At 65.0% G+C, this 13,139-nt stretch carries 8 protein-coding genes; 7 read left to right on the top strand and 1 reads right to left on the bottom strand.

The window, feature by feature from the left end; genetic code table 11:
* The first annotated feature begins 10 nt into the window (after window positions 1-10).
* The 4 genes from tagF to P9255_RS00670 all read left to right on the top strand — a co-directional run bounded on the left by tagF (window position 11) and on the right by P9255_RS00670 (window position 5,780).
* Window positions 11-769 (top strand): type VI secretion system-associated protein TagF, encoded by a 759-nt coding sequence (gene tagF, locus P9255_RS00685; RefSeq protein WP_309768325.1) that lies wholly within the window; start codon window positions 11-13, stop codon window positions 767-769.
* On the top strand, window positions 766-2,616 hold the full coding sequence (locus tag P9255_RS00680; RefSeq protein ID WP_309768324.1) for a serine/threonine-protein kinase: 1,851 nt from the start codon (window positions 766-768) through the stop codon (window positions 2,614-2,616). The genes tagF and P9255_RS00680 overlap by 4 nt, the downstream gene beginning before the upstream one ends.
* A 991-nt stretch (window positions 2,617-3,607) precedes the next feature.
* Window positions 3,608-5,029, top strand: a complete 1,422-nt coding sequence (locus P9255_RS00675; protein ID WP_404980224.1) for an MltA domain-containing protein — start codon at window positions 3,608-3,610, stop codon at window positions 5,027-5,029.
* Window positions 5,030-5,075: 46 nt separating this feature from the next.
* The gene (locus P9255_RS00670) at window positions 5,076-5,780 is read left to right on the top strand and encodes a response regulator transcription factor (protein ID WP_309768321.1); all 705 of its coding nucleotides are present in this window, start codon (window positions 5,076-5,078) and stop codon (window positions 5,778-5,780) included.
* Window positions 5,781-5,797: 17 nt separating this feature from the next.
* Here P9255_RS00670 and P9255_RS00665 read toward each other — a convergent pair whose 3' ends face one another.
* Window positions 5,798-7,573 (bottom strand): hybrid sensor histidine kinase/response regulator, encoded by a 1,776-nt coding sequence (locus P9255_RS00665; RefSeq protein ID WP_309768319.1) that lies wholly within the window; start codon window positions 7,571-7,573, stop codon window positions 5,798-5,800.
* A gap of 173 nt (window positions 7,574-7,746) precedes the next feature.
* On the opposite strand from P9255_RS00665, the gene P9255_RS00660 reads away from it, so the two are divergent.
* The 3 genes from P9255_RS00660 (at window position 7,747) to P9255_RS00650 (ending at window position 13,135) form a co-directional block, all read left to right on the top strand.
* Window positions 7,747-8,523 carry a hypothetical protein gene (locus tag P9255_RS00660; RefSeq protein WP_309789126.1) on the top strand — a complete coding sequence of 259 codons (777 nt, stop codon included), beginning with the start codon at window positions 7,747-7,749 and terminating at the stop codon, window positions 8,521-8,523.
* 156 nt (window positions 8,524-8,679) lie between these two features.
* Complete coding sequence (locus P9255_RS00655; RefSeq protein ID WP_309768318.1) at window positions 8,680-10,641, top strand: alkaline phosphatase PhoX; 1,962 nt, start codon at window positions 8,680-8,682, stop codon at window positions 10,639-10,641.
* A gap of 250 nt (window positions 10,642-10,891) precedes the next feature.
* The gene (locus P9255_RS00650; protein WP_309768316.1) at window positions 10,892-13,135 is read left to right on the top strand and encodes a filamentous hemagglutinin N-terminal domain-containing protein; all 2,244 of its coding nucleotides are present in this window, start codon (window positions 10,892-10,894) and stop codon (window positions 13,133-13,135) included.
* Window positions 13,136-13,139 lie beyond the last annotated feature (4 nt).

The raw sequence follows: 13,139 nt of genomic DNA, 5'->3' as shown, positions 1-13,139 counted from the left end.
ATGCACGCCCATGAGCGACGATCTCGCCAACGCCCTCGCCGATGAAACGCCGGCAATTCCCGGCTGGTACGGGAAGCTGCCTTCGCTCGGCGATTTCGCGGCGCGGCGCTTGTCGGATGCGTTCGTCGCGCCGTGGGATGCGTGGCTTGCGCAGCGCGTCGGGGAGGCGCAGCTCGCACTCGGCGCAGACTGGCTCGCGCTTTATCTCACGTGTCCGGTGTGGCGCTTCTTCGCGATGCCGGGCGCGATCGCTCCGGCGCTCACGCAGTGCTGGGCGGGCGTGGTGATGGCGTCGGTGGATCGCGTGGGCCGGCATTTTCCGTTGACGATCGCGGCGTCGCTGCCGTGCGCGCCCGCGCGGGGCGGCGAGATCGTCGCGCTGTGGGAATGGCTGTCGGCAATCGAAGGCGTCGCGCTGGCCGCGCTCGATTTCGATCACAGCATCGAGCGGCTCGATGCGCAACTTGCTGCGCTTCCCGCGCCGGCGCTCGCGCCGCCGTCCGACAACGCGCGCGCCGCGGTGCTGAGCGAGCCGTGGACGGTGCAGTCGGCGGCCGTGCTGCCCGATGCCCTTGCGCGCACGTTCGCCCCCATCTGGCAGACGGAGCTGTATGGCATGAGCATGTGGACGTCGGCGCAGGCCGCGCCGCTGTCCGACGAGACCGGCGAGTTACCGGACGCGACGCCCAGGCCGTTCACGATCTGGCCGGTGTACGGCCTGCCGGACACGGCGCTCTTTACGACGCTGCTGCGGGATCGTCCATCATGAACGCCACCGGCAGGCATCCCGGCGAGCGCGTCCCGGAGGACGGCGACGAAGGCCGGACCGAAGTGAACATCGAGGCGAACGCCGGGGATGACAGGACGGTAATCGTGAGCGGCGCGCGCGCGCCGTCGCCGGACATGACCGCGACCGATGGCGTGCTGCCGCCCGGCACGCGGCTCGGCGAATTCGAGATTCTCGGCCTGATCGGCGAAGGCGGCTTCGGCATCGTGTATCGCGCGCTGGATACGTCGCTGGATCGCGAGGTTGCGCTGAAGGAGTACATGCCGTCGGCGCTGGCGTCGCGTGTGGGCGCGACGCAGGTGCAGGTGAAGTCGTCGCGCTACGAGAGCATGTTTCGCGCGGGGCTGAAGAGTTTCATCAACGACGAGGCGCGGCTTCTCGCGCGCTTCGATCATCAGTCGCTCGTGAAGGTGTATCGCTTCTGGGAGGCGAACGGCACGGCGTACATGGTGATGCCGTATTACCGTGGCGTGACGCTGAAGGATGCGCTGAAAGCGATGCCGGGGCCGCCCGACGAAGCGTGGCTGCGCGCGCTGCTGACGCCGCTCGTGGATGCGCTCGCGGTGCTGCATGCATCGAACTGCTTTCACCGCGACATCGCGCCGGACAACATCATCTTGCTGGACGACGGTCATCGGCCGGTGCTGCTCGATTTCGGCGCGGCGCGGCGCGTGATCGGCGACATGACGCAGGCGCTGACGGTGATCCTGAAGCCGGGATATGCGCCGATCGAGCAGTATGCGGAGGTCTCGTCGCTGAGGCAGGGACCGTGGACGGACCACTATGCGCTTGCGGCGCTGGTCTATTACGCGATCACGGGCAGGACGCCGCCGCCGTCCGTGGGGCGGATGGTGAGCGACAGTTATCAGCCGCTTGCGAAGCTGGCGGCGGGACGATATTCGGATCGTTTTCTGAGGGCGGTCGATCATGCGCTGGCGGTAGTGCCGGCCGATCGTCCGCAGACGGACCGGCAATTTGCCGACGAGCTGGGGATTGTGCTCGATGCGGCATCGGCGGAGCGCGGGGCGGGCGTCGTCGATGGAAGGGATCCGCCGCGTGCGGTGGCGACGGCACGGCGTCGCGTGAGATGGGTGGTAGGCGCGGGATGCGTCCTTGTGGCCGTGGCGGGGTTTGGCTGGCTTGTGCCGAAGATGATGTCGCATGGTCCGCCTGCGGTCCGTGTGGAAGGCCCGGCGAGCGGGACGGATGGGAGGGATGGGACGGAATTAGCGGCGGATCGCTCGGCGTCTGTGGCGGAGACGGTGTCTGAGCCGGTTGTGCCGCTGCAGGCTGCGTTGCCGCCGTTCACGCCGGCTGGGGAGTTTGCGCGGATTGTGTCGTTGTCGGACCCTTCGGTTGCGGTGAGGGTGGAGGTGCCGCTCGAGCGTGCGGTGGTGGATCGGGACAGGTTGCGTTTCATTGTGACGAGCGACCGTGCTGGCTATCTGTATGTTTTCGCGGTTGATCCTGCGAATCAGTATTTGCAGCTTTTCCCGAATGAGTTGGACAGGGACAACCGGGTGGTGGCGGGCAAGCGAGTGGTGTTGCCGCGGGCGGCGTGGCCGATGCAGGCGGGCGAGCCGGTTGGGGAGAATCATTTTCTGGCGATCGTGTCGCTTGCTCCGCGCGATTTTTCGGCGCTGGATATGGCGCATGACTCGGTGTTCGGCAGTGTTTCTGCGTCGGCGCAGGCGGTTGCGGCGGCGCAGCGGACGCTGAGTGCATCGCCGTTTGCGGGTGTGCCGTCATGCGGGAGCGAGGCGCCGTCGTGCCCGGTGGCGTATGGGGCGGCGACGTTCAAAATCGATGTGGTTGGATCGTCCAGGTAGGGGGGCGTGGCTATGAGCCGTGACGAGCAAAGAGAAGAGATCGGTGCTAACGAGCCAAGGGGCTCGGAGGACGTGAGTAGTCAGTGGGCGCGGAAGGTGATTCAAGGCTCTTTGCAAGCGTGTTCTACGGAGTGCGTACGCGCATTTGTGCATCGTGCGGTACGAGAAAGACTTGCGTTCTGTGGTCAGCATGGGGCGGCGACGTTCATGATCGATGTAGTTGGATCGTCCAAGTAGGGGGCGTGGCTATGAGCCGCGACAGAGCAAAAATGAGAGATCGGCGTTAACGAGCCAAGGGGCTCGGAGGACGTCAGTAGTCAGTGGGCGTGGAAGGTGATTCAGGGCTTTTTACAAGCTGAGTGCCACCGATCTTCTACGAAGTGGTCACGCAAGTCTGTGCATTGGGCGGTTCGAAGAAAAGCTGCTTTCTTTGGTTACTTTCTTTGCATGGGACCAGAGTAAGGCGCTAAAGCGCCAACTCTGGTCGACAGCCAAGAAAGTGACCCCCGCCCCGGGGAGGGGCGCGCCAATAGACCGACGCGGAAATACAGAACTCACTCGCTAAGCAATTCGAACAAAAAAAGGATAGCGCAAAGAAGTCGAGGACATCATGTCAGAACGAGCAGCGAGCGCCCGAATTCTAACGATAGCTTCAGCAGTGGCACTGCTACTAGGAACGGGTTGCGCGACCCCTCCCCCGCCGCAGGCAGAAACCCCAACACAAACCCCACAACGAGAACGAGAAAGAGAAAGAGAACAAGAAAAACAAGACCAACCGGAAGAACCCCGAATGATCCCCGCGACTCCGACGGGCCCGGAACCGGGCATAACGAGCCCATTACCCGCGACCCCAACGGCATCGATAACAGGAACCGCGACTGCATTCGCGACAAAAAACGCCCTGTACACGCCAGTGCAATTCAAAACCGTGCCGGGCTGGACAACCGACGACGTATCGGAATCGTGGGAAGCGTTCAAAAAGAGCTGCTCGGTGCTAGCCGCAAAACCGGCCTGGGCGGCCCCTTGCGCCGCCTCGCGCGGCATCAGCGCGACGAACGCCGCGGCCATCAGGCGCTTCTTCGAAGACAACTTCACGGTGTACCAGATCCGCAACGTAGACCGCACATCACGCGGCGTGCTGACCGGCTATTACGAGCCCGTGATGCGCGGCAGCCGCCGCTACGACCCGCCCTATGTGTACCCGGTCTACGGCGTCCCCCGCGACATGCTCTTCCTGGATTCCCGCAAGCTCCCGCCCGGCGCCCGCTCGGAGCCGACGATGGCCCGCGTAGAGGGCCGCACCGTGGTCCCGCTGACCGCCCTGTCGATGAGCCGCGCAAAGAACGTGTATGCGCTCGACCTCGGCAACAGCATCCCCGACATCCGCGACAAGAAGCTCCGCTTGCGCGTCGCGGGCGGACGCATCGTGCCGTATCTGTCGCGCGCGCAGATCGAACGAGGCCGCATCGATGCGCCCGTGCTCGCGTACGTTGCCGACCCGGCGATGCTCTACTCGATGCAACTGCAGGGCGCAGGCAAGATCATCCTGCCCGACGGAACGAGCGTGATACGCCTCGCCTATGCCGAACAGAACGGCTTCGCGTTCAATCCTCCCGTCGCGACGGCGCAGACCAAGGGCCGCAAGGTGCTCGTGCGCGGCGTAGAAATCGCGCTGGAAGAAGGCGCGGCCAGCGCGGACGACACGCCGGAATCCGCATCCGGCGATACGCCCCAATCCCCGCTGCTGCGCGGCGCCGCAGATGAGCCTGCCGCCGACGAAGCACCCGATTCGCCGCTCCTGCGCGGCTTCAACCTTGCAAAGAGCGCGACGCCTTCGGTGCACCCATCGCGCGTGAGCACGCCATCGCCGGCGGCGAAGACCGCAAGCGCGGGCGTCGCCCAGATCGATTCACCGCGTGCAACGAACAAGGCCGCCGCGCCGCGCACGAACGCAGCGCCCATCGCCTATACCTTCGCGACATCCGATCCGAGCTACGTCTTCTTCCGCCCCATCCCCGATTCGCCCGCCGGGCCGATCGGCGCGCTCGGCGTCCCGTTGTCGCCGGAACGCTCCGCCGCCGTCGATCCCCGCACGACGCCGCTCGGCGCACCGGTCTTCATCGATGCGAGCGAGTCCGGGTCGGGGGCGCCGATCACGAGGCTGCTGATGGCGCAGGACGCGGGCGGCGCGATTCGCGGCGCGGTCCGCGCGGACTACTTCTTCGGCACCGGGGCAGACGCGCAGCAGAAGGCGAGCAAAATGAAGCAGCCGGCGCAAATGTGGGTTCTCCTGCCGAAGGGCTTGCGGATTTCGGCGAAAGAATCGGGCGTGCGCGTGCGCGGCGGTCCCGCGATGCCGAGCGCCGATTGCGTCGTGAGCGATCCGGACTTGTGCGTCGACGATACACAGTGAATGATGCGGTATTGCCCAGCGCAAACACCTCCAGCCGGGAGAAGCCATGAGGTTCCTCGTCGCCGACGACCACGAGCTGATCCGTCAGGCCGTCAAGTCGCTGTTACGCGGAATCGATCCGGACGCGCAATTCGACGAAGCCGATAGCTGGGATACGCTCGCCGCCGCCGCGCGGCCCGAAGCGAACCACGACCTTGCAATCGTCGATCTGCATATGTCCGGGATGGCCGGCGCGTCGTCGCTGACGGCGCTGCTGAAGGCGAATCCCGCGCTGCCGCTCGTCGTGCTGTCGGCGGAGGAATCCGTCGATGAAATGCGCGCCGTGCTCGCGGCGGGCGCGCTCGGCTTCGTGCCCAAGCGCGAGCCGGCCAACGTGATGCTCAAGGCGATCGAACTCGTGCTCTCCGGCGGCGCGTACGTGCCGATCGAAGCGCTGAGTCTCATCGGCGGATCGCGTGTCGCGCCACCCCGCACCGCTTCACCGTCGCCGAACACATCCAGCAACGGCCCTGCCGCCACGCTCGCGCCGCATCATCTGCATCTGATGGAAAACCTGTCGCCCCGCCAGCGCGAAATCATGCGGCTCGTGCATCACGGCTGCACGAACAAGATGATCGCCCGCGAACTGCAAGTGGCCGAAGGCACGGTGAAGGTCCACTTGTCCGTGATCTTCCGGGCGCTCGGGGTGCACAACCGCTCGTCGGCGATCGCGGTCATCAACGGCTGGCTGCAGGCCGGGCGCGAGCTCTGAGCGCGCCGTATCGGCTATCACGCGGCTTCGTCCTGCCCGCTCTCCTGCAGCAACAGATCGAGCGTGCGGCGCAGGCGCGTCGGCGTCACGGGCTTGCGCAGGACCGGGACGCCGTCGGCCGCGAGCGCCGACAGTTCGGGCGACGCCATATCGCCGGTGATCATCACGCAGGCAAGCTGGTTGTGGCCGCGCCGCCGCAGCGTTTCGCGCACCGCGCCGATCGCATCGATGCCCGTCTGATGACGGCCGATCTGGTAGTCGCACAAGAACGCGTCGGGCACGAAGCCCTCGGCGATCGCGCGCACCGCCGACAATTCGTCGCGACAGCCGCGCACCGTGCAGCCCCAGCGTGCGAGGAGCGTGCTGAGCGCGTCGAGGTTCGCGGGGTCGTCATCGACGCACAGGATATGGCGGCCTTCGATCAGCGCGCCGACTGAAGGCGGCGCGGTGAGGCTCGCGGTGATGAGGCCCGCTTCGCCCAGTCTGACCGGCACCCGCACGGTGGTGCCGCGCCCGAGGTCCGAGCGCAGCGTGAGTTCGCCGCCGAGCAGGTGCAGGAGGCGGCGCACCGTCGAGAGGCCGAGTCCGTGACCCTGCCGCATCGCGTGCTGCGGCAGCGGGACCTGATAGAACTCCTCGAAAACGAGCTCGTGCTCGTGCGGCGCGATGCCGATGCCCGAGTCGCGCACTTCGATATGACAGCGCGCGGGATCGCTGCCGTGCCGCACGCCGATCCAGATCGCGCCGCGCTCGGTGTACCGCACCGCGTTCGACACCAGGTTGATAAGGATGCGTTCGAGCAGCACGGGATCGGTATTCGCGACACACGCGCTCGGCGCGATGCGGAACGCGAGCCCTTTGGCGGCGGCGGCCGGACGAAACTGCTTGTCGATGCGCGCGAGCAGTTCGGACAAGGAGAAGTGCTGCGGAATGACCTGCGTCACGCCGCTTTCGATGCGCGCGAGATCGAGCACCTGATTGAACAAGTGATTGAGCGCCTCGACGTTCGCGATGATGTTCTGCGCCGTTTCCTCGCGCTCTTCGGGCCTTGCGCCGCGCTCGCAGAGCGCCTGGGCGAGCAATCCGATCGCATGCAGCGGCTGCCGCAGGTCGTGGCTCGCGGCTGCGAAGAAGCGCGTCTTGGCGCGGCTTGCATCTTCGATCAGGCACTTCTGGCGCGTGATGGTTTCGGCGAGCTTCTGCTGATCCGCGAGCGCCGCCACGATGCGCCGATGACGCCGCCGATACTGCCCCGCCGCGGCACACAGCGCGACGCTGAACGCCGCGAGCAGCGCGCTGACCGCGATATCGCGGGGCGTCGCCTGCATCAGGTGCACGGCGATGACGGGCGTCATCAACGCCACGACTGCCGCGCCGAGGTTCATCGCGCACAGGCCGTTCGACGCATAGGCGAGCGCCGCCAGCGCGACGAGCAGCACGGTATGAATGGCGACGGCATCGGCGGATTCCATCTGGAATGCGAACCATATCGGCAGGCCCGGCGCACCGTGAAGTAACACGTTCGATAACGCATGAAGGCCGATCCAGCCGCGCACGTCGAACGCAAATGGGCGATGACGGCGCCACGCCCTTAGCCCTGACGCGGTGACGACCGCGATGCCATAGACAAACAGGGAGACGAGGATCATGCGCCTGTCGGCCGGGCGCGTGAGATAGACGGCGCTGAGAAGGACGAGCGCGCATGCGTGCGCGACGATGGCGACGGGGTCCGCGGCGTACAGCGTGTTGGCGAGATCGCTATCGATCTCTTTCTGCTCACGATCGCCATGCATTCTGTCATCCCCTTGTCGCCATGCAACGCCCGGGGTAACGGCAGTAAGCGGCGGAGGTCCGTGCTCGACTGGTTTACCCGAGAGTTTAGGCGACGGCTATCACTTAATCCATATTGGACGATCGGTACGAAAAAACCATACTCCTCGCGTAGCCACCGATATGGGGGGTCATGATGGATACCTTGACGATGAACGCCGCAGCCGACGCCGGTACGGTGTTGACGCTGGCCGCGCTCTGGCGGCGCAGGACGCATCTGTCGCACGACGAAATGGTTTCCATCTATACGCTCGTGAGAAGCGCGTTGCGCAGCTACCATCCGCCCGAATTGCAGTCGCTCAGGGAAGACAAGGAAGAGCTGATCGCGCAGTTCATCTATTCGAAAGTGCTGAGGCTGGAGCCGGGGCATACGGAATCGCATTCGGGGGAACAGAGCGCGCCCTCGACCCGCTATGCCGTATGCGCGTATTTCAGGCGGTTTCTCATCGATTGCCTGCGCAGCGCGAGCTATCAGCGCGATGTGTCGATCGAACTCGACGGCATTGAGCAACAAGTGGACGAGCACGCGCATGCGGTCGCCGACCCGGTTGAATCGGTGCTCGTGCAATACGGCTTGAGCGAAGCGCGCGTGCGGCTGCTTGCGCGCGATTTCATCGAGGGCCTCGACAAGTACGAGCGGCTCGTGCTGGCCGGCACGCTCGGGTGGTCGTCAGGCGGCAAAGGCGGGCTGTCGGGCGTCGCCGCGCGTCATCACATTCCGTCGTATCACTATCGCGCGGTGAAGCTCGGCGTGACGGTCAAGAAGTCCGCGCAAAGCGACGACTTCGCCGGCACGAAGATCGGTCGATGGATCAGCGCGACGCTCGGCATCGCGATCAGCGTCGACAATCAGCCGGCCATCTTCATCGTGCTGAACCTGCTTGCCGTCGAGTCGGGGCCCGGGATGAACTGAGGTCGAGCCACGGGAGAGATTTACAACGCGCTGTCAAACGCATTTCACATTCATTTCCTAAAGTGTTGCGTCATCCGGCAACCGCGGGCCGTGGAGGCTCGCGGACACGAACTCGATTCGCCGGGGACAACCCACATCAAGGAATTGAAACCGCACATGGCGCAGTCCCACGATCTTTCCCGCCGCAAAGCCCTGAAGATTCTCGCTGGCGCACCGATGCTGCCGCTCGGACTCGCGTCCACGTCGCTGCTCGCCGCGTGTGGCGGCAGCGACGCCACCGCGCTTGCGCCGACGCCCGCAGCCGCCGCCGCATTCACGACGGCATCGTTCGGCAGCATGGCCGCGCCTTCGCTTGCCAATCCGGATGCGATGGCGACGACCACGGTTGCATCGACGATGACGGCGAGCTTCGCCGATGGCAGCACGCGCAGCTACAAGCTCGCGTATCAGCCGTTCTTCGTCACCGGCGACGTGGTGCCGAACACGGCGGGCGGGACCATCGTCGCGGGCGGGTACTTCGACATCGGCAATCAGCCGATCATCGATCGTTCTGTTGCGGGCAGCGAGCGGCAGTTCTTCTCGGATTGCCCGGACGGAACGTCGCTCATCAGGCTGGACAACGCGACGGTCAAGGGCGTGAAAGGCAATGCGGTGTTCGCGGTCGTGCAGTTCGAATACACGACGCGCGACCGTGCGAGCGAGGACATGTACGGCAAGCTGCCGTCGCCCATTGCCGTGCTGACGCTCGATCAGGATCCATCGACGGGCAAGCTCTCGCTCGTGAGCTATGCGAATGTCGATACATCGAAGGCCAACGGCTTGTGGATCACGTGCGGCGCGAGCTTGTCACCGTGGAATACGCACTTGTCGAGCGAAGAGTACGAGCCCGATGCCGCGACCCTCGCCACCAACACGCAGTTCAGGGCCTATAGCCAGAACCTTTACGGCGATGCGACGAAGGCCCGCGCGTATCACTATGGGCATCTTCCCGAAGTGACGGTTCATCCGGACGGCACCGGCACGATCAAGAAGCACTACTGTCTTGGACGCATCTCGCACGAGCTGATCCAGGTGATGCCCGACAGGCGCACCGTGCTGATGGGCGACGACGCCACGAACGGCGGCCTTTTCATGTTCGTCGCGGACAAGGAAGCGGACCTTTCGGCCGGCACGTTGTATGTCGCGAAGTGGACGCAGACATCGTCGGCGGGTGCGGGTTCGGCGACGCTCACGTGGCTCAATCTCGGCCACGCCACGAGCGATGAAATCGAGGCGCTCGCGAACACGCTGACGATCGCCGACATCATGGACATTGTTACCGACGAAAGGAATCCGCCGAGCGATGCAAGTTATACGCGCATTCACTTCAGCGGCAAGTACAACTGGATTCGCATCAAGCCGGGCATGGAGAAAGCGGCGGCGTTTCTGGAAACGCATCGCTATGCGGCGCTGCGCGGCGCGAGCCTCGGGTTCACGAAGCTCGAAGGCACGACCGTCAATGCGAAGGACAAGGTGCTTTATACGGCGATGTCGCAGATCGTATCGTCGATGGTCAAGGGCAACGCGCATAACGTGGATATCGCAGTCGACCGCGCCATCAATTCGGGCGCCGTCTATGCGCTCAACATGAAAAGCGGCCAGCGCGATGTGACGGGCGCGGCGATCGATAGCGAATGGGTGCCGGTGGACATGAGCGCGCCGGCTGCGCTCGTCGGCGAGGACATGGCCGCCGATGCGATCGGCAATACGGCGAATCCGGAGAGGATTGCGAATCCGGACAACATCAAGTTTTCGGAGAAGCTGCGCACGCTGTTCATCGGCGAGGACAGCAGCATGCACGTCAATAACTTCCTGTGGGCTTATAACGTCGATACGAAGATGCTGTCGCGCATCCTGTCGGCTCCGGCGGGCGCGGAATCGACGGGGCTGCATGCTGTCGATGAGATCAATGGCTGGACGTACATCATGAGCAACTTCCAGCACGCGGGTGACTGGGGAAGCGTGCATGCGAAGGTGCAGGCGACGCTCGATCCGCTCGTGCGGGCGAACTACAAGGATCGGTATGGGGCGGCGGTGGGGTATTTGACGGCGGATGTCACTTCGATTCGGTTGGGGTGATGGCAAGCATCGCGCTGCGCGTGTCTGTTGCAATGCAATAAAGCCCCGTGTGCACTGCCGTCGAAGCGCACACGGGATCATCTTGCTTACGACACCGCTCACCATCGCCAACGCACTCCCATTGCATTTATCCATTCAGGTTATATTCTCGATACTCACCGATTCGGTGTGCCACGCAACGGGAGGCGTCATGCGCAATGAGTCGTCTGTTCATGGTTGGCTGGCCAGACCAGCCGCGATCGTTTTCCTGATGGGCGTCTCTCTGCCAGTCGCCTTCGCAGCCGGTCCGCTGCCGCAAAACGGCAACTTCGTCGCGGGTTCCGGCAGCATCACATCCACCGCGAACCAGGTGAACATCACCCAGGGCACCGCGCGCGGCGTCATCGACTGGAACAGCTTCTCCATCGGCGCAGGCAACAGCGTCAACGTCAACAACGGCTCGGGCGCCACGCTCTCGCGCGTGACCGGACCGGCCGCATCGGCCATCGACGGCGCGCTCAACGCCACCGGCAGCTTTTATCTCATCAATCCGCAAGGCGTCGTCATCGGACGAGGCGGCATCGTGACGACCGGCGGCCGCTTCGTCGCCGCCACCCTGGATACGCCCAACGACGCATTCATGGCCGGCGGACCGCTCACCTTCTCCGGCACGAGCAACGCCTCCATCGTCAACCTCGGCAAAATCAGTTCGACGGGCGGCGACGTATTGCTCATCTCGCTCGCCCACACAGAAAACGCCGGACACATCGCTGCGCCCAACGGGACCGCCGAACTCGTCACCGGCAACGAAGTCTTGCTGAAGGATTCATCGAGCGGCACGCAGGTCTTCGTGCAGCCAGGCACGCACGGCGATGTCGCGAACAAGGGCTTCATCCGCGCCGCACAAATTCACCTCGAAGCCGCCGACGGAAACGTCTACGCGCTCGCAGGCCGCCACGCGGGACTGCGCGCGACCGGCACCGCCAGCCGCGATGGCCACGTATGGCTCGTCGCGCGTCAAGGCGACGTGCAGCAGCACCAAAGGATCAGCGCAAAGAACAGCGACGGCACCGGCGGCACAGTCGATACCATCGGCACGACCACGGAACTCGAGAACACCACGGTAAGCGCGGCGAAGTGGAACATCGGCGTGAGCGAGCTGAACGCCGGGCCGCACAACGCGGCGGCGCTGTCGCAGAGCCTGTCGAACGGCACCTCGGTGCGCGTGAACGCGGACAACGACATCAACGTGCTGTCGACACTGCGATGGACCGGCAATGCATCGCTCGTGCTCGCCGCCGGGCATTCCATCCTCCTCGGACCGCTCACCACGATTTCCAACACCGGCGCAGGCAACCTGTACCTGCGCGCCGATGCGAAAAGCATCGACAACAACGGCAGCGTGACGAACGCAGGCACCATCGACTGGTCGCAGAGCACGGGCGTCGTCGCCGCGTTCTACGATTCGAACGGCGCGTTCACGCCCGGCACGCTGCGCAGCACCGCGTCGTGGAGCGCCGCGCCCTTCAGCGGACTCAAGACGCAGGTGACGGCGTATCAACTCGTCAATTCGATCGCCGAACTCGAGAACATCTCGCAGAACCTGAACGGCAACTACGCGCTCGGCAAGGACCTGTCCGCGACGGGCTCATTCACGCCGATCGCAATCAACAACACGACCGGCTTCACCGGCCAGTTCGACGGCTTCGGCCATACGATCGACGGCATCTCGTTCAGCACCACGCCGGACTCCGGCTCGCCGCCGCTCGGCATGTTCTCCGCGATCGGCAGGTCGGGCGTCGTGCGCAACGTCAATCTGACGAACGCCTACGCGTCGCCGTGGGCCACGCTCGCCGGATTGCTCGCGGGCAGCAACGCCGGCCTGGTCGCGAACGTGCACGTCACCGGCGAGATGAGCACCGACGAGATCGGCGCGGGCGCAATCGGCGGTGTCGTCGGCGAGAACTCGGGGACCATATCGCGCGCCACCAGCAATGTGTCGATGTATGCGCAAGGCTCGATGGGCGGCATCGCGCTGTCGAACTCGGGGCTCATCGTGCAATCGTCGTCGAGCGGCGACTACGGCGGCGGCACGCACGCGCACGTGGGCGGCATCGCGGCGGGCAACGGGACGACCGGCATCATCAGGCAATCGTATTCGACCGCGAGCGCCGGCGGCGTCACCGACGGCGGGCTGACGGACTACAACGCGGGCAGGATCGAGGAATCGTTCGCAGCGGTGTCCGCGCCGGCGCTGCCGCCCGGATACGTCGGCGGCATCACGTCGACGAACGTGGGCAACATCGCCAAGGACGTGTACTGGGATCGCGAAGTGTCGGGACAAAGCGTCGGCGCGGCCACCGGCACGGCCATCCCCGCCGCGAACGGGCTGACGACCGCGCAGATGGGCATGGCGTCGAGCTTCGCGCCCACCTGGAACTTCGCGCCGGGCGGCACGTGGACGTTCATCGAGGGCGTCTCCCATCCGGTCCTGCAATGGCAGGTGACCAAATAGCGCG

The sequence above is a fragment of the Caballeronia sp. LZ019 genome (assembly GCF_031450825.1).
Taxonomy (GTDB): domain Bacteria; phylum Pseudomonadota; class Gammaproteobacteria; order Burkholderiales; family Burkholderiaceae; genus Caballeronia.
Note: the sequence above shows the minus strand (reverse complement) of the source record. Positions and strands in the feature narration are given on the sequence as shown.

Excerpts from the sequence above, each read along its gene's own strand:
- P9255_RS00660 (WP_309789126.1), top strand. The coding sequence starts at position 7,747 with ATGGATACCTTGACGATGAACGCCGCAGCCGACGCCGGTACGGTGTTG.
- P9255_RS00655 (WP_309768318.1), top strand. The coding sequence starts at position 8,680 with ATGGCGCAGTCCCACGATCTTTCCCGCCGCAAAGCCCTGAAGATTCTC.
- P9255_RS00680 (WP_309768324.1), top strand. The coding sequence starts at position 766 with ATGAACGCCACCGGCAGGCATCCCGGCGAGCGCGTCCCGGAGGACGGC.
- tagF (WP_309768325.1), top strand. The coding sequence starts at position 11 with ATGAGCGACGATCTCGCCAACGCCCTCGCCGATGAAACGCCGGCAATT.
- P9255_RS00670 (WP_309768321.1), top strand. The coding sequence starts at position 5,076 with ATGAGGTTCCTCGTCGCCGACGACCACGAGCTGATCCGTCAGGCCGTC.
- P9255_RS00665 (WP_309768319.1), bottom strand. The coding sequence starts at position 7,573 with ATGCATGGCGATCGTGAGCAGAAAGAGATCGATAGCGATCTCGCCAAC.
- P9255_RS00650 (WP_309768316.1), top strand. The coding sequence starts at position 10,892 with ATGGGCGTCTCTCTGCCAGTCGCCTTCGCAGCCGGTCCGCTGCCGCAA.